Genomic DNA, 21912 nt, shown 5'->3' with positions numbered 1-21912 from the left:
AAAACCGCAGCGTCGCCTGCGGTTTTTTTTCGCCTGTTTCCATGCAAGTGCGCGGCAGAATGGCGGCAGGCCGGTTTTTATTTCATGAAACGGGCAGAAAAAGAAACGTTATCTTGTTTTCTTGTTTGCGTATTTACTAACTTTCCAGGGTGCTATTATTTCCATTCGCCACGAAATTCGTCTGCCGACAGGCGGTTTCCGGCGGCTGAAGCCTGCGTCTTCAGTGGTTTTTATAACGACTCAACTCTTGGGAATGGGATAAAAATGATCAATGTGAAAAAAGCCGTCTTTGTCTTTTGCGCCGCCGTCGGTTTTGCCGGCGCCATCAGCTCTTCCGCGTATGCGCTGCCGACGCGCGAAACCTGCGAGGAAGCCTATACCGCGTGCGTGACGGACGGCGATGCCGGCGCCTGCACGCTGGTCAAGCGCCTGTGCGGCGTGTACGGCATCTACCTGTAAGGCGCGCAGGGCACACAAGACAATGGCGGCGCGCCGGATCGGCCCGCCGCCATTTTTTTACGGCTTGACGAACTTCAGGGTCATGCGGTCGCTCTCGCCGATGGCCGTGTATCTGGCCCGTTCCACATCCTTGTTGGCATAGGTGGGCGGCAGTGCCCAGACGCCGCCTTCATGGTCCGCCGTATCCTTGGGATTGGCGTTGATTTCCGACTTGGCCGCCAGTTTGAAACCGGCGTTCTCGGCCAGCTTGATCACATACGCCTCGTGCATGTAGCCGCTGCTGGCCGTGGCGTCCTGCGCCTTGTTCGCCGGCAGGCGGTGTTCGACGACGCCGAACACGCCGCCCGGTTTCAGGCTGTCATACACCTCCTTGAACAGGGTTTTCATGCCCTCGTCGCCGATCGGTATCCAGTTGTGGATATTGCGGAAGGTGAGCACCATGTCGGCCGTGCCCTTGGGGGCGATGCGGTAGGTGGTGGGCGGCGCGAAGGCGCCGATGGCTACCTTGCCGAAAGCGGCCGGGTTGGCGTCGAGTTTTTGCTGGAAGCGCGCCGCGCCGCGGCGTGCGCCTTCGCTGGCGGACTGCGGGTCGTTGCCGGCGGCGATCAGCTTGCCGTTGTCGCGCAGGTAGGGCGCCAGGATCTCCGTGTACCAGCCGCCGCCGGGCGCCAGTTCCACCACCGTCATGTTCGGCTTGATGCCGAAGAACGTCAGCGTTTCATACGGGTGGCGGGCGCTGTCGCGCAGCGCGTTGGCCGGCGTGCGCGCACTGCCGGCGATGGCCGCCTTCAGGGCCGTGTCACCCGCATCGGCGGCCAGTGCCGCGCCGCTGCCGCCACAGGCCAGCATGACCGTCAAGGCCGCAGCCAGGGATACTCGCTTCATCATCATATGCTCCATGCGTGATTGGATCGGTTGGTAAATTGGTGGCGATCGCCATCAATGCCGATCATCGGGCAAGCACGCTGGCCGGTCAAGCGGATTCCGTCCCCCAGGCGGCGGCATACGGCGGCAATTCGCAGGTGTTGAGCGCATCGGCGATGGCCGCGCCACGGCCGTGCGTAAAGGGCAGTTCGCCCGTCCAGACGGCATGCGCCATGTCGCCCGCATCGTCGAGCGGCCCGCCCGTGCGCTGCTTGACGGCGCATTCGTCGAGCGCGATGCGCAGCACGGTGGTGGCCGCGTACTCCTTGGCGCTGCCGCCGCGCACCTGTGCCAGGCGGCCCGGCGCCAGCTTCTCCATCAGCGCGTCCATGGCCGCATGCTGCTGGCCGATGTCGCTGACTTTCTCGAACTGCCCGTACACCATCGCCGAGCGGTAGTTCATGGTGTGATTGAAGGCGGAGCGCGCCAGCACCAGGCCGTCGAGATGGCTGACCGTCACGCACGCGTCGCCATCGAGCAGGAGCTGCTTGAGCATGCGGCTGCCGTTCGAACCATGGATGTACAGGTGGCCACCGATGCGCCAGCAGGCGGTCGGGATGCAATGGCTGCCCTTGTCGTCGCGGAAGGCGATATGGCACAGGTAGGCGGCATCGAGGATGGCGTGCAGGGCGGTCTGTTCATAGCTGGCCAGTTCGGCGACGCGGCGCACGCGGGTACGGGGGCTGGGGGGCAGGGCGGTAGCGGTCATGGTGGAAGTCCCGTTGGTTGAAGAAGCAGGCCGCACTATAATCGGCATCTGGCCCTGAAAAAAGATCCAGAACAGACAAATAATTTAGAGCCACAATGAAGGGGGCGCATGGATTTCGCTTTGCTGCTGAACGCGTTCGAGCGCACGCACCGCGGGCGGGGCTGGTCGCGCCAGCGCCTGCTGCATGAATGCCTGCGCGCGGCGATCCGCGGCGGCCAGCTGGCGCCGGGCACGCGTCTGGCCGCCACGCGCGTGCTGGCGGCCGAACTGGGACTGGCGCGCAATACCGTGCTGTACGCCTACGAGCAACTGGCCAGCGAAGGGTTTGTCTTGCCGGACCGGCGCGGCACCGTGGTCGCCGGCAGCGCCGGCATGCCGGCGGCTGCGCCTTCGTCCGGTGGCAACGGTGGCTTGTCGCGCCGCGCGCAGCATTTGCGCGGCGTGGCGGGACAGGATGTGAATGCGTCGGTGGTGTTTCCCGCCGACGCGATGGGCGCGTTTGCCCCAGGCGTGCCGGCACTCGATGAATTCCCGCTGGCGCAGTGGCGGCGCATGCTGGACCGCGCGTGGCGCGCGCTGACCCCGCGCCAGCTCAATTACGGCGATCCTGCCGGCGAGCCGCAGTTGCGCATGGCCATTGCCGACCATTTGCGCGCCGCGCGCGGCGTCGTGTGCGATGCGGGCCAGGTGTTCATCACGGACGGCACGCAGAGCAGCCTCGATGTGTGCCTGCGTGCCTTTGCCGACCAGGGCGACACCTTGTGGATCGAGCATCCCGGCTATGGCGGCGCGCTGGCGGCAGGCCGCGGCGCCGGCCTGCAGGTGACGGGCATTGCCGTCGACATGGATGGCATCGCGCCCATGGAAGAGGACTGGCACGCGGCGCCGCCGCGCCTGATCTACACGACGCCGTCGCACCAATACCCGACGGGCAGCGTGCTCAGTCCCGCGCGCCGCATGGCGCTGCTGGAGCGCGCCCGTGCCGCTGGCGCCCTGATCATCGAGGACGATTACGACAGCGAGTTTCGCCATGGCGGTCCGCCCCTGGCGGCCATGCAGGGACTGGTGGCCGATGCGCCCGTCGTGTATCTGGGCACGTTCAGCAAGACCATGTTTCCCGCCTTGCGCCTGGCCTTTATCGTCGTGCCGGCCCCGCTGGCCGGAGCCTTTGCGCAGATGCAGGCACAGGGCGCCGCCCGGGGGCGGGTGGCGGAACAGCTGGCGCTGGCCGAGTTCCTGCGCAGCGGCCTGTTTGCGCGCCATGTGCGGCGCATGCGCCGCCTGTACCGCCAGCGCCGCGATGCCCTGGGCGAGGCGCTGCAGCACCATGCGTGCGCGGGCGCGGCCATCCATGGCGGCACGGCCGGCATGCACCTGGCGCTGCGTTTTCACGATGCGGCGTGGGATGACCTGGCCCTGAGCCGCCGCGCTGCGCAGGATGGCATCGTGGCGCTGGCGCTGTCCGCGCATGGCACGGGCGACAGGATGGACGAAGGCGCAGGCTGGAACGGCTTCCTGCTCGGCTATGCGCAGGTGCCGGCCGAGAACATGGATGGCCTGGCGCGCCGTTTGGGCGCGCTGCTGCCGGCGTGAGGCTGGCGCCTTACTGCTGGTCCAGCATCCACTGCTTCAAGCCGTTGACCCAGTTCTTGGCGGGCAGGTTGAACTGCTTCTTGATGGCGGCGGCGCGTTCGTACAAGTCGCTGAAGTCGAGCGATGGCGATTTTTTGAAGGCCAGCACGACGATGTTTTCATCTTCCATTTCCGGCACCCAGACGACGGCGTCGAAGACCAGTTCCATCGCCTGCAAATTCTTGTCGTAGTTGGGGAAGTCGCCGAAGACATTCGTGCACATGATGCCGTCGTCCGTCAGGCAGTCGAAGCAGGCCTGGTAGAACTCGGGCGTGTCGAGCACGGGACCGCGCGCCTCTTCATCGTACAGGTCCACTTGCAGCGCGTCGACCGTGCCATGGTTGGCAGGGTCGAGCACGAAGTCGAGCGCATTCATTTCGCGCACGTCGAGGCGCGCGTCGTTCGGCGGCAGCGCGAACTGGGCGCCGCAGATGGCGATCACGTTCGGATTGAGTTCGATGGCCGTGACTGCGGCGTCGGGAAAGCGGCGGTAGCTGAATTTGGTCAGCGCGGCGCTGCCCAGGCCCAGTTGCACGATGCGTTTGGGCTGCGTCTTGAACAGCATCCACATCATCATCATCTGCACGTATTCGAGCTCGATGGCGTCGGGTTTGTCCAGGCGCATGGCGCCCTGCACCCACTTGGTCCCCAGATGCAGGTAGCGGATGCCGCGGTGCTCGGTGGTGGTGGCAGGCGGATGGCCCGGGTGGCTGAAAGCGGTATGGCTGGTGGAGGTAAAGTCGGTCGTCATGGCGGCAGTTTAGCAGCCGGACGCAAAAAAGACGCCGCAGCGTCTTTTGGGTGGGGAGCTCAAGATTGCTTACGGCGTCGCGCCAGGAAGCCCAGTATGCCGAGGCCGGCCAGCAGCATGCCATACGTTTCCGGTTCGGGGACCGGGGCCAGGTTCAGGTTGAAGGTGCCGCCATAGCTGCCGCCATTGCTGTTGCCCATGACGGTGAGGACCATGGGGCCGTTGAATAGCAGGCTGGTTTGCGCCAGCACCTCGCCCTGGGCATAGCCGAAGACGGTGGGACCGCCAAAGCCAGTCAGGGCGATGCCGTTCAGGTTGGCACCGCTGAAGTTGATGGACGAAGCGTCGCTGCCTGTGACCGACAGGTTGGCCAGGAAGGCTTGCGCGGTCGAACCGAAAGTTGCGTCGGGAGTGAAGGTGAAGGTATCGGTAAAGGCGCCGAGCGGGCTGGGCGTGGCGTTGAAGCCGCCTGTCCACAGGTTGCCCGTGGTGTTGCTCAGGTCCACGTTGTACGCTGCCGCCTGCGCTGCACCGATGGAAGCTGCGCTCAGGAGCGCTACTGCGATGAGTGATTTCAGTTTCATATTTATCCCCGCGAAAAAACGATTGATGTTTCAAAAAAACCGTGCCGCTCAGATAAATTATCGCCAAGACATTTCATTGTCAATGAGCTATTTTTATATCATTATGCAAACTTAAATAGCTTATTTCTAACATACGGGCATGGCGCTCGCACTGTTGCAATATTTAAAACTCTAATTGTCAATATAATATTGAAAAATAATCGCACAGACCGTGATTGGAAAAATCGTTACGGCGGTAACTAGTTTCTGTCTGGCAAAGGAAGAATCAATGTCACCGCCAGGCCGCCGCCCTCGCGGTTGGCCAGCGTGATGCGCCCGCCATGGGCTTCGGCGATTTCGCGCGCCAGGGCCAGGCCGAGGCCCGTACCGCTGCGCTTGGTGGAATAAAACGGCACCAGCGCGTTTTCCAGCACGGCGCCGCTCATGCCCGGCCCGCGGTCGCGCACTTCGATGCGCAGCTGCCCTTGCGCCTCGCTCACGTGCAGGCCGATATGCTCTTCCCGCGAGCCCGATTCCAGCGCATTCTTGAGCAGGTTGAGCAGCGCCTGCTGCATTTGCGCCGCGTCGAACACGGCGGCCTGGGCGGGCGGCGTACCGTCGAGCGTGAAGGCCGCTTGCGAGGCCAGGCTGTCGAGAAACGGTGGCCACTCGCATGGCGCCAGGCGCGGCGCGGGCAGCTTGGCAAAGCGCGCATAGCCGAGGATGAAGGTTTCCAGGTGCCGCGTGCGCTCCTCGATCGTGGCGAGGATTTGCGGCAGGCGTTCGGTCTGGCCGCGGCGCACCAGTTCGGCGCCCGAATGGGCCAGCGAGGCCAGCGGCGCCAGCGAGTTGTTGAGCTCATGGCTGATGACGCGGATGACTTTTTTCCACGTCTGCACTTCCTGGCGCCGCAGTTCCAGGGTCAGCTGGCGTAGCAGCAGCAGTTCATGCTTGCGCCCGTTCAAGCTGAAGCTGCGCCGCGCCAGGTGGTACACCTCTTCCTGTTCCCCTTCGCCGCTGGTAAACAGGCCGTCGTTGCGGCGCGCCAGCGCCTCGGCCAGGGCCGGCGCCGCTTCGCGCACGATGTCCGCCAGGTGGCGCCCTTCGAGCCGGCGGCCGTGATGCAGCAGCTGGCGCGCGGCCAGGTTGGCGTAGACGATGGCGCTGCCCTCGGCCACCAGCAGCATGGCCACCGGCGTGTTTTGCACCATGGTGTCGAGCAGCAGTTCGCGCTGCACCAGGTCCAGGCGCTGCTTGCGCAGCACGTCGCCCAGCGCATTGTGGGCCGCCACCAGGTCGGCCAGTTCATCGTTCTGCTGCCAGCGCAAGCTGAAGCCGAAGTCGCCGTCCTGGTAGCTGGCGACCGTGCCGCTCAGGGCGCGGAACAGCGACAGCATCGCCTGCAGCTGCGCGCGGATGGTAATGATGGCCACCGGCAGCACGCACAGCAGGGTGCCGGCCAGCACCAGCAGCGGCTGGCCTGGCAAAAAATGCGCGAGCAGCAGGGCGATGACGATGCCCAGCACCAGCAAGGTGACGATCAGCGCCGTCCAGCGCGTGAGCAGGGAGAGGCGAATGGGGCGGTTTGCCATCAGCCGCGCGCGATGCCCAGGCGTTCCATGCGCCGGTACAGTGCCTGGCGCGACAGTCCCAGTTCCTGCGCCGCCTGCGCCACCACGCCTTGCGCGCGCGCCAGGGCGGCGTTGACGCTGTCGCGGTCCGGCTCTGTCGCGGCGCCATCCTGCGGCGCGCGCGGCGCTGGCACGCCTGCCAGCGGCAAGCCCGTCTCCTGCGCGCGGATCACGGGACCTGCCGTCAGCAGGCTGGCGCGTTGCATCACGTTCTTCAGTTCGCGCACATTGCCCGGCCAGCCATGGGCCAGCAGGGTCGTTTGCGCCTGCGTATCGAGCGTTTTTTCGCTGCCCAGGAAATGCCGCGCCAGTACCAGGATGTCGAGCGGGCGCTGGGCCAGCGGCGGCAGGCGCAGTTCGATCACGTTCAGGCGGTAAAACAGGTCTTCGCGAAACGTGCCGGCCTTGATCATCGCCGGCAGGTCGGCGTTGCTGGCGCTGATGACGCGCACTTTCACCTGCCGCTCGCGGTTCGAACCGAGGCGCTCGAAGCGTCCCGTTTCCAGCACGCGCAGCAGCTTCATTTGCCCGGCCAGCGGCAGGTTGCCTATCTCGTCGAGAAACAGGGTGCCGCCGTCGGCCGCATCGAACTTGCCGTCGCGCGCGCGGGTGATGCCCGTGTACGCGCCGGCCTCGGCGCCGAACAGTTCCGCCTCGATCAGGTCCACCGGCACGGCGCCGCAATTGAGCACCACGAAAGGACCGCTGGCGACCTGGGAATTGGCTTGCACGATGGCGGCGATGCGTTCCTTGCCGCTGCCGTTCGGCCCCGAAATGAGCACGGGCACGTCGGCGCGCGCCACCTGGCACGCCAGGTGCACCACGCGTTCGGTGGCCGGGTCTTGCCACACCATGCCGCACAGGTCGAAGTCGTGTTCCAGAGCATGGCGCTGGCGCTGCTCGGCCACCACGCGCTGGCGCAGCGCGCGGCTGGCCTGTCCCAGCTCCAGCAGGTTCTGCACGCTGGCGATCAGGCGCCGGTCGTCCCATGGCTTGGCCAGGTAGTCGGCCGCGCCGGACTTGATCAGGTCGACGGCCGCGTCGAGCTGGGTCCAGGCCGTCAGCAGGACCACGGGCAGGTCCGGGTAGCGCGCGCGGATGGCGTGAAACAGCGCGCTGCCTTCTTCGCCCGAGGTGGTGTCGGCCGTGAAGTTCATGTCCTGCACCACCAGGTCGATGGCGTGGCGCTCGAGCAGCTGCAGGCCCTCCTCGGGCGAGGCGGCGCGCAGCGCATCGATCTCGTGCAGCGAAAACAGCACGTCGAGCGCGATGGCCACGGCGGCATTGTCGTCAATAATCAGTACGGTAGGCATGCGTGCAGCATATCACTCAGGTGCCGGCTCAGGTACTGCGGGTGGCCGTGGCCGGCGAAATACTGGCCGCGCGCCACGCCGGGCCGTACACGGCGCCCACGCCCAGCAGCCAGAACACCAGCGCACCGGCCAGCAGGTAGCCGGGCGGCAGGCGCGCCATTTCCAGCTGGCTGACCAGCAGCTGATTCAGGCCCAGGGCCAGCAGCACGCCAGCCGCCACGCCGACGCTGGTGATCATGAAATTCTCCGTCAGGAAGTAGCGCAGGATGTCGATGCGGCGGGCACCGAGCGCGCGCCGCACGCCGATCTGCTTGCGCCGCTGCGAGACCCACAGGCTGGCGATGCCGACGATGCCGCTGGCCGTCACCAGCAGCAGCAGGGTGCTGACGGCGATGAGCATCCAGGACAAGCCTTGGTCGGCCAGATAGCGTGTCTTGCGGTGCTGCTCCAGGGTATCCGTGCGCACCAGCAGGCGCTCGCTGCTGGACGTGCGGATCGCCTGTTCCGCCTCCTTCATCAGGCGGTCGCGCTGGCCTGGCTCCGCCCGCACGGCAAACAGCAGCGAATCGCGCCCGCCCGTCAGGCGCGCCGGCAGGATGATCGAATACTCGCCCTGGGCGCTGACCTGGCCGGTTTGCGTCTGCAGCCGTTCCACCACGCCGATCACGCGCATCTCGTCATCGTTGTCACCGGTGCCATTGAACAGGGGCTTGCCGACAAAGCTGGTTTCGCCGGGCCAGATCTTTTGCGCCGCGGCGCGCGTCACGATCACCACCTTGGGGAAGCTTTGATCGACGTCTTCATTGATTTCCAGGACTTCGTCTGCATGGAAATCGCGGCCTTCCACCAGCTTCAGGCCATACGTTGTGACCAGCGAATCGGGCGTGACGTACATCGAGGTGCCGGCGCTGGCTGCGGCCTGTCCCCGTTTGGCTGCGACGTTGGTGCTGCTGCCGGAACGCGACAGCACCGCCTGCGTGGTTTGCGCCACGGAGAGCACGCCCGGCACGGCGCGCAGTATCGCGGCCTGGCGCTTCTGCTCGGCTATCTGGCGCTGCGGGCTGCCTTTCTCCATGCTCTGGACTTTGACATAGAATATGTCGTTTTCGGCCGCCACGCCGGTGGGACGGGCGGCGATGGCCTGGCGCAGGTTGACGATGTACAAGGCGTTGGCCAGGATGGCCAGGCTGATGGCCACTTGCACGGCGACGAGCACGGCGCCGGTCTTGTTGCGCATCAGCGCCGACAGGATGGGGCGGATTTCCATGATGGACCTCATTGTGAAAAGACGGGTGTCATTGGGATTTGAGCTGCATGGCCGGCGTGACCTGGCAGGCGCGCCAGGTGGGCAACAGCCCTGCGAGCAAGGCCGCCAGTACGGAAACGGCAAACGTCAGCAGCAGCATCGGGACATCGAGGTGCGCCACGGTGCCCAGCTCTTTCGACTGCGAACTTACCGCGGCCAGGGCGGCATAGGCCAGCAACAGGCCCAGCACGCCGCCGGCCAGGCCGATGACGCCTGTCTCGATCAGGAACTGGCGGAAGATGTCGCGCTGCGTGGCGCCCAGTGCGCGGCGGATGCCGACTTCCGCCGCCCGCACGGAGAACTTGGCCAGCAGCAGGCCGATGGTGTTGACCAGGCAGAGCAGCAGGAAGCCGAAGGCCAGCCAGGCGGCCAGCTTGTTGTCGTTGTCGACCACGTTCAGGAAATCGAGCCACTGCCTGACGTCGTACAGCATATTGGGCGCATGGCGCGGCATGCGGCCCAGCTTGCGCTGTTCGGCCGCATAGCTGTCGAGATAAGCCTGCAGCTCGCTGCGTTCGCCGGCGCTGGCCATTTCGAACCAGAATTGCAGCCAGGTGCAGTCCGATCCCAGGGTGCCCTGGAAACCGGGGCCGCGCTCGACGCCGCTGCAGGCCATGCCGCCGTCATGCCCCGTTTCGTGGCGGATGGCGCTGGCAAACGGAATGAAAAATTCATCTTCCGTGCCGAAGGCGCCCTTGCTGCCGATGATGCGGTGCACGCGCGGCACGGGATCCCAGCGATCGAGCACGCCGCTGACCAGATAGGGACGTCCCAGCACCGTCACGCGCTGACCCACGGGATTGACTGTGCCCAGCAGCTTTTCCGCGAGGGCGCGGCTCAGGACGATGACGTCGGCGCCGTTGGCGTCGTCGGCCTCGCTCCATGGCTGGCCGTACAGGAAGGGCACTTCAAACATGGCGAAGAAATCGCGCGTGGGCGCCAGGCCCTGGGCCCGGAAGGCGCCGAGGTCCCTGCGCGCCGGTTCCACGGGGCCGGCCACGCCGTACATGACGCTGCGGCGGATGCCGATCTTGCTGGCCATGAAGTTCTTCGCATCGGTATAGGCGAGCTGCGCCTGGCCGAAGCTGGGCTTGGTGCCCGGCGTATAGCCTTTCAAGGGAACCACATCGATCATCGGCACGAACAGGCGGTCGCTCTTGTGCGGCAAGGGGTCGCCCGACATGGCGTGCAGGATGGTCACGGTGGCCACGCTGGCGGCCACGCCGACAGCCAGGGTCAGCACCATCAATGCCGTCAGGGCGGGATTGCGGCGCAGGTTGCGCAGGCCCAGCTTGAAATAGTAGTGGAACATGGCGGCTCCTAGGCGGTCGCGTGCTGTGGCCTGGCCGACAGCGTGGCGCCATGCTGCACCAGGTCCGACACCTGGCCGTCGATGATGTGCACGTTGCGTTGCGAACGCAGCGCCAGTTCGGGATCGTGCGTCACCATCAGGATGGTCGTGCCTTGCGCATTGATGTCCTCCAGCAGCTCCATCACGCCGCGCGCCATCTGCGTGTCCAGGTTGCCCGTCGGTTCATCGGCCAGCAGCAGTTTCGGCGAGCCGGCCAGCGCGCGCGCGATCGCCACGCGCTGTTGCTGCCCGCCCGACAGTTCGGCCGGATAGTGCTTCATGCGCGAGGCCAGTCCCACCTTGGCCAGCGCATCCTCGATGCGTTCGCGGCGCTCGGCGCTGTTGAAGCCCCGGTAGCGCAGCGGCACGTCGACGTTGTCGAACAGCGACAGGTCGGGGATCAGGTTGAAACCCTGGAAGATGAAACCCAGCTTTTCATTGCGCAGGCGCGAGCGGGCATTGTCGTCCATGCCCTTGACGTTGACGCCGTCGAGGATGTATTCGCCATCGGTGAATTCCTCGAGCAGGCCGGCGATGTTCAGGAAGCTCGTCTTGCCGGAGCCGGACGGTCCCGTGACGGTGACGAATTCGCCCTGGCGGACGTGGATCTCGAAGCCGCGCAGCGCGTGCGTTTCGATCATGTGGGTGCGGTAGATCTTGCTCAGGTTTTGCATGCGCAGCATGGGAAGCCTCCTCGTTGACTGAAATTAATTGAGTGCGACGCGGGCCGCGTTCGCGAAATTTTCCGTACCGGCGACCACCACCTTGTCGCCCAGTTTCAGGCCGCCGAGAATCTCGACGGCAGAGATGCTGGTGGCGCCCAGCTTGATGGGCGTGCGGATGGCCACGCCATCGCGCACCACGTAGGCAAAGCGTCCGCCTTCGGCTTCGACGAAGGACCCGCGCGCCAGCATCAGCACATTGGGGCGCTCGTCGATCAGCAAGCGTGCCGAGACGCGCTGGTTCTGGCGCAGGCCGGCCGGCTGTTCGCCGTTGAAGCGCACGCGCGCCAGCACCTGGTTCTTGACCACTTCGGGCGACAGCGCCGACAGCTTGCCGGAGGCGCGGATGGCGCCCGTCTCGATCTCGGCGCTCATGCCCAGGCCGATGTCGGCCACATACGTTTCCGGTACTTCCAGCTCCACTTCCAGCTGCGACAGGTCGACCAGGGTCATCAGGGCCGTATTGGCTTGCACCACGCTGCGGTTGGCCACCGACAGCGTGCCGATGAAGCCATTGACGGGCGCGCGCACGGTCAGCTCGTCGACCCTGCGCTGGGCGTTGTCGCGGCTCAGGCGCTGGCGTTCCAGTTCGTTGACCCGGGTCTTCAGCGCCAGGGTCACGTCCTCGCCTTCCAGGCCGGCCGCCTGCGAAGCGTGCTTGCTGCGGATCTCGGCCGAATTCAAGGCATCCTTGGCCTTCTGGTAATCGATCTTGGCAATGATGCCCACCTGCGCCACGCTTTCATAGCGCTCCAGCGTGCGTTGGGCGGACAGGCGCTCGATTTCCGCCGTATCGGCTTCGCGCCGGGCCAGCAGTTTCTGTTTCTTGGCCAGGATCTGCTGGCGCGCCACTTCCGCTTCCAGCTGCTGCACGCTCGACTGCTCGCGTTTCAGCGCGTCCGACAGGTCGGGCGACTCCAGCACGGCCAGGATGTCGCCCTTCCTGACGGTGTCGCCCGCCTTCGCTTTCAGCGTGACGGTGGCCACCGTGGTCGAATACAGCGTGGGGCTGATGGCGGCCACCACGCGGCCGTTCACGGCGGCGTCGCGGATCAGGGTGCCGCGCGTGACGTCGGCGATGCGCAGGCGGTCGGCATTGACGGAATGCTCGCTGTTGCGCCAGCCGGCAACGGCAGCGATGGCGGCGCCGATGACGACGGCGGCGCCGGCCAGCAGCAGGGCGCGTTTCTTGTGGCGCTGGCCCGGCGGGGCGGACAGTACGGCGTCTTGGGAAGAGGTATCGCGGATCATGGTCGGGTCTCGTGAAGGATGCCTTTTCCAATGCACGATCCATGCCAGTTGTTAAGTCGTTGATTTGGATGGAAAAAAATTCCGGCGTCCGGCTGTCCGCCGTGTCCGCGCCGTCCAGGCGGTGTCCGCGTGCGGCGCACCGTCGCGGCGTTTGCGCATGGATCTTGATATTCTGGCAATCGACCTGAACTGCTGCCCAGGCAGTGATGGCGCGCGGCGCCATGCTGGCCCCTTCTTTGGAGCATGATGTCGCCTTCGCCCTCCCTTTTTGCCCGCCTGCGCCCCTGGCTGCGTCAGTTTGCCAGCCTGCCCGAACCGGCGGAACTCGATTATCCATTTGTCGCCAGCGACATCGCCATGTTGCAAGGGATCGAGGGTGGTTTGCCCCAGCTCGATAGCCAGACGTGGGAGGAAATGCTGCTGGATGGCTACCATGCGCAGCTTGCCGCGCAGGCCAGCATTCTCGGTCAGCAGCGATTGCATCAGCGCCTGGCGAGCGGTACGGCCGATGCCGCCTCGCGCGCGCGCATCGCTGCCCTGCTGGCCGCACCGGCCCAGCAGGCGGCGCTCGAGCAAGCCATGCTGCCGCTGCGTACGGCCGACATGGAAGTGGCCGCCTTGCTGTGCGGCGCCCCGCCGCCGGCACCATCGTGGTGGAGCCGCTGGTTGCTGCTGCCGACACTGGCGCTGCTGGCGTCGCTGCTGGCCGCGTGGCTGTTTGCGCCGCTGGCATGGGCCGTCGCGGTACCCGTCTGGTTCTTGCTGATGGCGTTGCAGATGCGTTTTCACGACCGTTGCAAACCGTGGGAGCGCAGCGTCTTTACGTTACAGCAGATGCTGCTGGTGCATGGCCGACTGGGGGCGCTCGACACGGCGTTCACGGCGGACCTGCGGGAAGGCGGGCGGGCTGCCGGCGTGATCAACCGGCAGATCACGCCGGTGCGCTGGATCAAGATGATTCCCCTGCTGAGCGAATACGACGACTGGCTCATGCTGGGCAATATCCGGCGCTACTTTCACAGCCTGCGCGTGGTGCGGCGCGAACGCGCCTTCCTGCGCCAGAGTTTCCTGCTGCTGGCCGACCTGGAAGCGGACTTGGCCCTGGCGCGCCACCTGCGCGGAAGCGCGCAGTTCTGCTGGGCGCAGGAAGCCGGCGGGCGGCAATTGTCGCTCGACGCCATGGTGCATCCGCTGCTCGATGGCGCCAAGCCGCTGTCGTTGCGGCTCGATGGCCGCGGGGCTTTCATCTCAGGCCAGAATGCGGTGGGAAAAAGTACCTTGCTGCGCGGTGTGGGGCTCAATCTGATCAGTGCGCGCGCCTTCGGCTTTTGCTATGCGCAGGCGGCCCGCGTGCCGCTGCTGCCCCTGTATTCGAGCATGCAGAACGAGGACTCGCTCGACGGCGGCGAAAGTCTCTATATCGCCGAATTGCGGCGCGCGCGCGAATTGCTGGCGCTGGCCGAGGAAGGTGCGCCGGCGCTGTTCCTGATCGACGAGATTTTCCGTGGCACGAACCACCTCGAATCGGTGGCCGCGGCCGCCGCCGTGCTGCACAGCCTGGCGGCGCGGCATCTGGTGATCGTCTCGTCGCACAACCTGGTGCTGGGGCCGCTGCTGGAAGACTGCCTGGCGCCGTGGTGCGTGCGCCGCGATGACAAGGGCGTGTTGCAGCTGGCGCCCGGCGTGCTGCAGGCCACGAATGGCATTGCCCTGCTGGCGCAGCGCGGCTTTGACGCCCGCATCGCGGACAAGGCGGGGCGCGTCTTCGACTGGCTCAGCACGCACATGGCGCAACCGGCCGATTGCGGCGGCGTGCTCGAACGGGCCTGATGGCCGTCCTTACTTGTCCTGCTGCTCCGGCGTGCTCTTGTCGATCACTTCGCGGCAATCGCCGCGGATGATGGCGTTGTCGTAATTGGTCCAGCCGTAGCTGTCGACGTAGCGCTTGTGCTGCTTGAAGCGGGGACTGGCGATGCTCCACTCGGGCTGTTCGCCGGCAAAGCGGATGTCGCCCAGGTCGAGCAGGGTGTGGAACATGTTTTCCGTCGACAGACGCGCCTTCTGGTGGCGCTGCAGCTGCGTCACCTTGTCCGGATAGTGCTGCTGGAACTGCGGCGAATACCAGACGAAGGCGGGCACGTGGAATTCGAACTGCGTGTTATGCCCGTGGAAGGCCAGGCGGCACGTGCCGTCATACAGGGTCTGGCCATGGTCGGCCACGTAGACGAGCGAGCTGCGCAGGGCAGTGCGCTGGCCATCGTCCTTCAGCATGCCGATCACGTTCGACAGGAACCAGTCCGTGTACAGGATGGAGCTGTCGTAGCTGTTGTTCAGCTGGGGCTTGATAGCCGTGTCCGTGTAGACGGGCTTGTCGACGCCGAACAGCGACGGCTGCCACTTGTCGAAGGACTTCGGATAGCGCTGGCTGTAGTTCCAGTGGCTGCCCAGGGTATGCAGCACGATGAGTTTTTTCGGCGCCGGATCGGCCAGCGCATTCTTGAACGGATCGAACAGGATCTGGTCGAAGTTCGAATTGTTGGTGAAGCCGCCCAGGTTCAGGAATTGCACCACGTCCGCTTCCTTGGCAAACACGGAGACGGGCGTATCGAACTGGCCGAACGAGATCTGGTTCGACAGCCAGTAGGTCTTGAAGCCGGCTTCCTTGTAGGCGGTGAGGAAGGATTTTTCCGAGAAGCCATCCTTCAGGCTTTGCGTGGCCGGCTTGCGCGAGATGATGACGGGCACGGACAGGCGCGTGGCGGAGACGGCCGTGATGACATCGGCCAGCGGCACCAGGTTGCTTTCCTGTTTCAGCAGGGGATTGGTGTCGCGTTCGTAGCCATTCAGGCTCCAGCGGTCATAGCGCGACGATTCGCCGATCACCATGACCACCACTTCCGGATGGGGATCGGGATTTTGCTGGTGCGCGCCGAAACGGAAGCTGCTGCTTTTCTGACCCAGTTCGGCCAGGTATTTGCGCTCCTTGTAGAAATCGAAGCCGCGCGCGGCCAGGCCGAAGGGCCAGGAATTGCTGACGGTGTCGAAGGCGTAGGGCAGGCGCGCCCAGTGGGGCAGGCTGGGCCAGCCCAGTCCCGTTTCATCGGCGCCGGCAATGCTGGCGTTCTCCGGCTTGCTGCTTTCCTCGTCTTCCTCGGCCGCTTCGTCGTCGGCCGAGCTGGCGTCGCCGAAGCCGGAGGCGCCCGCCTTGCCGCTCGCCGACGGCTTGCCGGCTTTGGCGGACGCGGCAGCGCTATGCAGGACCTTGGCCTCGAAACCGAATTCGTAGCCATACCACCAGAAGCCGCCCAGCAGGACCAGCAGCACGAAGGCCGCCGGGCGCGTCTTGCCGCGCCAGTCCAGCGCGCGCGTGCGCGCGGCCGCCAACCAGCTCAGAATGCACCAGGCGATCACGCCCAGCATGACGGCGCCCATCAGCCACACTTTTTGCCCCAGGAATTCCATCGCTTCCTTGGGGCTGGTTTCGAAGATAATGCCCAGGTGGTGCGTGGAAATGCCCTGGCCATAGAAGATGAACAGGTAGATTTCCGTCGGCAGGGCGAGGAAGGCGGGCACCAGCAGCCAGTGGAAGTACGCGGGACGCTTGAAGATGCTCCAGACGGCCAGCCAGGCCAGCAGCTCGAACGTGAGCATCTGCCAGGGATGCTCGAGCGGACGTCCCAGCAGCGAGGGGATGAAGGGCACGGCCGTCAGCAAGGCATAGGTCAGGAGCAGGAACAGATTGGCGGGGCGAAGCAAGGGGTGCATAAAGGGGGCGGGAACGCAGCGAAAAATGTCCGCTATTATCAATCCTTTTGTTGTGTTGCGGTCATACAAGAATGCGTCCGTGCGAGGCTTTGCTGCAGAGAAAGAATGCCAAATCATCAATTGCCACGCGGTGCCGGCGTGCGCGCCCGGGCATCAAAGATTAGTCAAAATGCCACAAACAAGCCGCTTTTTTGCCTTTTTTTATAGCAAAAAGCGGTAAACTGATTGACCCCCTGTAACACAAGGTCTAAACTAGCGAGTTCTCGATTTTATTCTGCTCATCGTTTACGTATTGCTTGGCATTTCATGGCCGCTCCTTATCGAGTGGCTGCGGGCGCCTCCGGTGCGCAGTAGATGAAAGCGGGACGAGGTTTTAGTCGCCGGGCATCTTGCCCGGGTTATTAATCGTAGTTTTTTGTTGGATTTATAACGATGCCAACCATCAATCAATTGATTCGCAATCCACGCGTCGCTTTGACCGTGAAGAGCAAATCGCCGGCGCTGGAAAACAGCCCGCAAAAACGTGGCGTCTGCACACGTGTTTACACCACGACTCCAAAGAAGCCTAACTCGGCTCTGCGTAAAGTCGCTAAAGTTCGTCTGACCAATGGTTTCGAAGTGATTTCGTACATTGGCGGTGAAGGCCATAACCTGCAAGAGCATAGTGTTGTGCTGCTGCGCGGCGGTCGCGTTAAGGATTTGCCGGGTGTGCGTTACCACATGGTTCGCGGTGCCCTGGATACCCAAGGCGTTAAAGACCGTAAGCAATCGCGTTCGAAGTACGGTACCAAGCGCGCTAAAGCAGGCAAGAAGTAATAAGTTGTACGCAGCAAACCCAAGTTTCGCTCAGTGGCAACTAGCTAAGTGAATGTAGTCGACCGCATCTGGTCGAGTAAGTGGAAGACTATGATGGTCGTCCGCGAGTGTGCGAAGAACGCGCGCTCAACTGAAGATTGAAAGGAATTGATATGCCACGTCGTCGTGAAGTACCCAAGCGCGAAATTTTGCCAGATCCAAAATTCGGCAACACTGATGTCGCTAAATTTGTAAACGTGCTGATGCTGTCCGGTAAGAAATCGGTTGCAGAAAACATCATCTACGGTGCTTTCGAGCACATCGCAGCAAAATCGGGCAAAGATCCGCTCGAAGTTTTTGCTACCGCAATCAACAACGCCAAGCCGTTGGTTGAGGTGAAATCCCGTCGCGTCGGTGGTGCAAACTACCAGGTGCCGGTCGAAGTTCGCCCAGTCCGTCGTATGGCTCTGTCCATGCGTTGGTTGCGTGAAGCTGCTAACAAGCGCAGCGAAAAATCGATGCCACAACGCCTCGGCGGTGAGCTGATGGAAGCGGCTGAAAGCCGCGGCGGCGCGATGAAAAAACGCGACGAAGTCCATCGTATGGCTGAAGCGAACAAAGCGTTCTCGCATTTCCGCTTCTAATATAAAGCCAGCTACCGCAAGGCGGCTGTCAAGCATCTGTTGTTCGAGGCCGGGCTCATTTTTGCAAAAAAATGCTGCTCGGTTTTGTCCATTCATTTAGGATTAATTATGGCCCGCAAGACCCCCATTGAGCGCTATCGTAATATCGGTATCTCCGCTCACATCGATGCAGGTAAGACGACCACGACCGAGCGCGTCCTGTTCTACACAGGCGTGAACCACAAGCTGGGCGAAGTCCATGATGGCGCTGCCACCACCGACTGGATGGCACAAGAGCAAGAGCGCGGTATCACGATTACCTCGGCTGCTGTTACGTGCTTCTGGAAAGGCATGGCTAACAACTTCCCAGCTCACCACATCAACATCATCGACACCCCAGGCCACGTTGACTTCACCATTGAAGTGGAACGTTCGATGCGCGTGTTGGATGGCGCCTGCATGGTTTACTGTGCAGTCGGCGGCGTGCAGCCACAATCGGAAACGGTATGGCGTCAGGCTAACAAGTACAAAGTGCCACGTCTGGCCTTCGTGAACAAGATGGACCGTACCGGCGCCAACTTCTTCAAGGTCTACGATCAGATGCGTTCGCGTCTGAAAGCCAACCCAGTGCCAATTCAGATGCCTATCGGCGCTGAAGATGTCTTCACCGGTGTTATCGATCTGGTCAAGATGAAGGCCGTCATTTGGGACGACGCTTCGCAAGGCATGAAGTTTGAATACGGCGACATTCCTGCACACCTGGCCGCTGATGCTGCCAAGTGGCGCGAGAACATGGTCGAAGCCGCTGCTGAAGCATCGGAAGAGCTGATGAACAAGTACCTGGAAGAAGGCGACCTGTCGGAAGCCGAGATCAAGGCTGCCTTGCGTCAGCGTACGATCGCCAGCGAAATCGTTCCAATGTTGTGCGGTACCGCCTTTAAAAACAAGGGCGTACAAGCGATGTTGGACGCGGTTATCGAGTACCTGCCATCGCCTATCGACATTCCACCTGTTCCAGGTCTGGATGACGACGAGCAGCCAGTCGAGCGCGCAGCCGACGACAATGAGAAGTTCTCGGCATTGGCGTTCAAGATCGCAACCGATCCGTTCGTGGGTCAGCTGTGCTTCATCCGTTGCTACTCGGGTACCCTGAATTCGGGCGACTCGGTGTTGAACTCCGTGAAGCAGAAGAAAGAGCGTATCGGCCGTATCGTGCAGATGCAAGCGAACGAACGCGAAGAAATCAAGGAAATGCGCGCTGGCGACATCGCCGCCGTTGTGGGTCTGAAAGACACCACCACCGGCGATACGCTTTGCGATGAAAAGGCAAGCGTTGTTCTGGAGCGCATGGTCTTCCCTGAGCCAGTGATTTCCCAGGCAGTTGAGCCAAAAACCAAGGCCGACCAGGAAAAAATGGGCTTGGCGCTGAACCGTCTGGCAGCAGAAGATCCATCGTTCCGCGTGCGTACCGATGAAGAATCGGGCCAGACCATCATCGCCGGTATGGGCGAGTTGCATCTGGACATCATCGTTGACCGCATGAAGCGTGAATTCAACGTTGAAGCGACCGTCGGCAAGCCACAAGTGGCTTACCGCGAAACGATCCGTAAAGTGTGCGAAGAGTCGGAAGGCAAATTCGTCAAGCAATCGGGTGGTCGTGGTCAATACGGTCACGTGGTTCTGAAGATCGAACCGCAAGAACCGGGCAAGGGCTTCGAATTCGTTGACGCGATCAAGGGCGGTACCGTTCCTCGCGAATACATCCCTGCAGTTGAAAAAGGTGTGCGCGACACGCTGACTTCGGGCGTGATGGCTGGCTACCCAGTCGTTGACGTTAAAGTCACGCTGTTCTTCGGTTCGTACCATGATGTTGACTCGAACGAAAATGCATTCCGCATGGCCGCTTCGATGGCATTCAAAGATGGCTGCCGCAAAGCATCGCCAGTCATCCTGGAGCCGATGATGGCCGTGGAAGTGGAAACGCCGGAAGATTACGCCGGTACCGTGATGGGCGATCTGTCGTCGCGTCGCGGCATGGTGCAAGGTATGGATGAAATTGCTGGCGGTGGCGGCAAGATCATCAAGGCCGAAGTACCTCTGTCGGAAATGTTCGGTTACGCCACGTCGTTGCGTTCGTCGACCCAAGGTCGTGCGACTTACACGATGGAATTCAAGCACTATGCTGAAGCACCTAAGCATGTGACTGAAGCAATCGTAAGCTCGAAAGCTAAGTAATAGAAGTTCCGGGCCGGCTTTCACGAGAATGCCGGTCCCTACATTTAAATCATTGTTCTAAGGAAGAATAAAATGGCAAAAGGTAAATTCGAACGGACCAAGCCGCACGTCAACGTCGGCACCATCGGCCACGTCGACCACGGTAAAACCACGCTGACCGCTGCAATCGCAACGGTTCTGTCGAAGAAATTCGGCGGCGAAGCTAAAGCATACGACCAGATCGATGCGGCTCCAGAAGAAAAAGCGCGCGGTATCACGATTAACACCGCCCACGTCGAGTACGAAACGGAAACGCGTCACTACGCGCACGTTGACTGCCCAGGCCACGCCGATTACATCAAAAACATGATTACCGGTGCTGCCCAGATGGACGGCGCGATCCTGGTGTGCTCCGCAGCTGACGGCCCAATGCCACAGACCCGCGAACACATCCTGCTGGCCCGCCAAGTTGGCGTTCCATACATCATCGTGTTCCTGAACAAGTGCGACCTGGTCGACGACGCAGAGCTGCTGGAACTGGTTGAAATGGAAGTGCGCGAGCTGTTGTCGAAGTACGAATTCCCAGGCGACGACCTGCCAATCATCAAAGGTTCGGCACGTATGGCGCTGGAAGGCAAAGAAGGCGAAATGGGCGTTGACGCAGTGCTGCGTCTGGCCGATGCGCTGGATGCCTACATCCCAACGCCAGAGCGCGCTGTTGACGGTGCATTCCTGATGCCAGTGGAAGACGTGTTCTCGATCTCGGGTCGCGGTACCGTTGTGACCGGTCGTATCGAGCGCGGCATTGTTAAAGTCGGCGAAGAGATCGAAATCGTTGGTATCACCGATACCGTCAAAACGACTTGCACCGGCGTGGAAATGTTCCGCAAACTGCTGGACCAAGGTCAAGCAGGCGACAACGTTGGTCTGCTGCTGCGCGGCACCAAGCGTGAAGACGTGCAACGTGGTCAAGTTCTGGCAAAGCCAGGCTCGATCAAGCCGCACGCCCACTTCACCGGCGAGATCTATGTTCTGTCGAAAGACGAAGGCGGCCGTCATACGCCATTCTTCAACAACTATCGTCCACAGTTCTACTTCCGTACGACGGACGTAACCGGTTCGATCGAGTTGCCAGCAGACAAAGAAATGGTTATGCCAGGCGATAACGTGTCGATCACCGTCAAGCTGATCAACCCGATCGCGATGGAAGAAGGTCTGCGCTTCGCTATCCGCGAAGGCGGCCGTACCGTCGGCGCTGGTGTTGTTGCAAAAATCATCGCTTAATTATTAAGCGGCTATAAAAGAAGACGCGTCGTCGCCCGGCGCCCTTCTTTTTATTCAACTGCCGGGGTTGGCAAGCATTTTGGTGCTATCATGTCGACCCTGACGGTTGTTGCGTCAGAAATTCCCCGTATGACCTCATTGCCGTGCACACCGCGCGGTTCGTTCTTTTAAGGAAATATCATGTCGGCACCAAACCAAAAAATCCGTATCCGCCTGAAGGCTTTCGATTACAAACTGATCGACCAGTCCGCTCTGGAAATCGTTGAAACCGCGAAGCGCACCGGCGCTGTCGTCAAAGGCCCAGTACCACTGCCTACCCGTATTCAACGTTTCGATGTGCTGCGTTCCCCGCACGTCAACAAAACTTCGCGCGATCAGTTCGAGATCCGTACGCACCAACGCCTGATGGACATCGTTGACCCAACGGACAAAACCGTTGACGCGCTGATGAAGCTGGACCTGCCAGCTGGTGTTGATGTCGAAATCAAACTGCAATAAGAGTTTCCAGGGCAGTTGTCCGCGCCGTAGTACCGGGCGTTGACAGCTGTTCCAGGCTGGCGGGGTGTCCCGCTGCCTGATGATGGGGCCGGGCCTGCTCACGATCGTGAGTGCGCCCGGC

At 62.6% G+C, this 21912-nt stretch carries 19 protein-coding genes; 8 read left to right on the top strand and 11 right to left on the bottom strand.

The features are described 5' to 3' along the window. The first annotated feature begins 264 nt into the window (after window positions 1–264). Complete coding sequence (locus tag VPH41_RS21220) at window positions 265–459, top strand: hypothetical protein (RefSeq protein ID WP_328571413.1); 195 nt, start codon at window positions 265–267, stop codon at window positions 457–459. Window positions 460–516: 57 nt separating this feature from the next. Here the strand turns inward: VPH41_RS21220 and VPH41_RS21215 are convergent, their stop codons facing one another. Both VPH41_RS21215 and VPH41_RS21210 read right to left on the bottom strand, forming a co-directional pair. Next, complete coding sequence (locus VPH41_RS21215; RefSeq protein WP_328571412.1) at window positions 517–1344, bottom strand: class I SAM-dependent methyltransferase; 828 nt, start codon at window positions 1342–1344, stop codon at window positions 517–519. Between the two features lie 88 nt (window positions 1345–1432). Next, window positions 1433–2092, bottom strand: a complete 660-nt coding sequence (locus tag VPH41_RS21210; protein WP_442906303.1) for a pyridoxamine 5'-phosphate oxidase family protein — start codon at window positions 2090–2092, stop codon at window positions 1433–1435. A 108-nt stretch (window positions 2093–2200) separates the two neighbouring features. On the opposite strand from VPH41_RS21210, the gene pdxR reads away from it, so the two are divergent. Beyond that, window positions 2201–3685: a MocR-like pyridoxine biosynthesis transcription factor PdxR gene (gene pdxR / locus VPH41_RS21205; RefSeq protein WP_328571410.1), complete on the top strand. Its 1485-nt coding sequence runs from the start codon at window positions 2201–2203 to the stop codon at window positions 3683–3685. Window positions 3686–3695: 10 nt separating this feature from the next. On the opposite strand, the gene VPH41_RS21200 is transcribed toward pdxR, so the two are convergent. The 8 genes from VPH41_RS21200 to VPH41_RS21165 all read right to left on the bottom strand — a co-directional run bounded on the left by VPH41_RS21200 (window position 3696) and on the right by VPH41_RS21165 (window position 12612). Continuing rightward, complete coding sequence (locus VPH41_RS21200; RefSeq protein WP_152282034.1) at window positions 3696–4475, bottom strand: spermidine synthase; 780 nt, start codon at window positions 4473–4475, stop codon at window positions 3696–3698. 59 nt (window positions 4476–4534) lie between these two features. Then, the gene (locus tag VPH41_RS21195; protein WP_328571409.1) at window positions 4535–5059 is read right to left on the bottom strand and encodes an FxDxF family PEP-CTERM protein; all 525 of its coding nucleotides are present in this window, start codon (window positions 5057–5059) and stop codon (window positions 4535–4537) included. Window positions 5060–5298: 239 nt separating this feature from the next. After that, window positions 5299–6630: a sensor histidine kinase gene (locus tag VPH41_RS21190; RefSeq protein ID WP_328571408.1), complete on the bottom strand. Its 1332-nt coding sequence runs from the start codon at window positions 6628–6630 to the stop codon at window positions 5299–5301. After that, the gene (locus tag VPH41_RS21185) at window positions 6630–7982 is read right to left on the bottom strand and encodes a sigma-54-dependent transcriptional regulator (protein WP_328571407.1); all 1353 of its coding nucleotides are present in this window, start codon (window positions 7980–7982) and stop codon (window positions 6630–6632) included. The genes VPH41_RS21190 and VPH41_RS21185 overlap by 1 nt, the downstream gene beginning before the upstream one ends. Before the next feature lie 28 nt (window positions 7983–8010). Next, complete coding sequence (locus VPH41_RS21180; RefSeq protein ID WP_328571406.1) at window positions 8011–9249, bottom strand: ABC transporter permease; 1239 nt, start codon at window positions 9247–9249, stop codon at window positions 8011–8013. Window positions 9250–9277: 28 nt separating this feature from the next. Next, window positions 9278–10600, bottom strand: a complete 1323-nt coding sequence (locus VPH41_RS21175; RefSeq protein WP_328571405.1) for an ABC transporter permease — start codon at window positions 10598–10600, stop codon at window positions 9278–9280. Between the two features lie 8 nt (window positions 10601–10608). After that, the gene (locus VPH41_RS21170; protein WP_099665745.1) at window positions 10609–11322 is read right to left on the bottom strand and encodes an ABC transporter ATP-binding protein; all 714 of its coding nucleotides are present in this window, start codon (window positions 11320–11322) and stop codon (window positions 10609–10611) included. Between the two features lie 24 nt (window positions 11323–11346). Next, on the bottom strand, window positions 11347–12612 hold the full coding sequence (locus VPH41_RS21165; RefSeq protein WP_287773869.1) for an efflux RND transporter periplasmic adaptor subunit: 1266 nt from the start codon (window positions 12610–12612) through the stop codon (window positions 11347–11349). Window positions 12613–12858: 246 nt separating this feature from the next. On the opposite strand from VPH41_RS21165, the gene VPH41_RS21160 reads away from it, so the two are divergent. Further along, the gene (locus VPH41_RS21160; protein WP_328571404.1) at window positions 12859–14442 is read left to right on the top strand and encodes a MutS-related protein; all 1584 of its coding nucleotides are present in this window, start codon (window positions 12859–12861) and stop codon (window positions 14440–14442) included. A 9-nt stretch (window positions 14443–14451) separates the two neighbouring features. Here the strand turns inward: VPH41_RS21160 and VPH41_RS21155 are convergent, their stop codons facing one another. Further along, window positions 14452–16377, bottom strand: a complete 1926-nt coding sequence (locus VPH41_RS21155) for a phosphoethanolamine transferase (RefSeq protein ID WP_328571403.1) — start codon at window positions 16375–16377, stop codon at window positions 14452–14454. A 432-nt stretch (window positions 16378–16809) separates the two neighbouring features. Here VPH41_RS21155 and rpsL point away from each other — a divergent pair, with 432 nt between their 5' ends. The 5 genes from rpsL (at window position 16810) to rpsJ (ending at window position 21791) form a co-directional block, all read left to right on the top strand. After that, window positions 16810–17193 (top strand): 30S ribosomal protein S12, encoded by a 384-nt coding sequence (gene rpsL, locus VPH41_RS21150; RefSeq protein WP_010394376.1) that lies wholly within the window; start codon window positions 16810–16812, stop codon window positions 17191–17193. Window positions 17194–17345: 152 nt separating this feature from the next. Beyond that, window positions 17346–17816, top strand: a complete 471-nt coding sequence (gene rpsG / locus VPH41_RS21145; RefSeq protein ID WP_010394377.1) for a 30S ribosomal protein S7 — start codon at window positions 17346–17348, stop codon at window positions 17814–17816. Window positions 17817–17924: 108 nt separating this feature from the next. After that, window positions 17925–20030, top strand: coding sequence for an elongation factor G (gene fusA / locus VPH41_RS21140; RefSeq protein ID WP_152282043.1), 2106 nt, complete (start codon window positions 17925–17927; stop codon window positions 20028–20030). A gap of 72 nt (window positions 20031–20102) precedes the next feature. Continuing rightward, on the top strand, window positions 20103–21293 hold the full coding sequence (gene tuf / locus VPH41_RS21135; protein WP_077398776.1) for an elongation factor Tu: 1191 nt from the start codon (window positions 20103–20105) through the stop codon (window positions 21291–21293). A gap of 180 nt (window positions 21294–21473) precedes the next feature. After that, window positions 21474–21791 (top strand): 30S ribosomal protein S10, encoded by a 318-nt coding sequence (rpsJ, locus tag VPH41_RS21130; RefSeq protein WP_010394389.1) that lies wholly within the window; start codon window positions 21474–21476, stop codon window positions 21789–21791. Window positions 21792–21912: the final 121 nt, after the last annotated feature.

Source organism: Janthinobacterium sp. P210006 (assembly GCF_036231885.1).
Lineage (GTDB): Bacteria > Pseudomonadota > Gammaproteobacteria > Burkholderiales > Burkholderiaceae_D > Janthinobacterium > Janthinobacterium violaceinigrum.
Note: the sequence above shows the minus strand (reverse complement) of the source record. Positions and strands in the feature narration are given on the sequence as shown.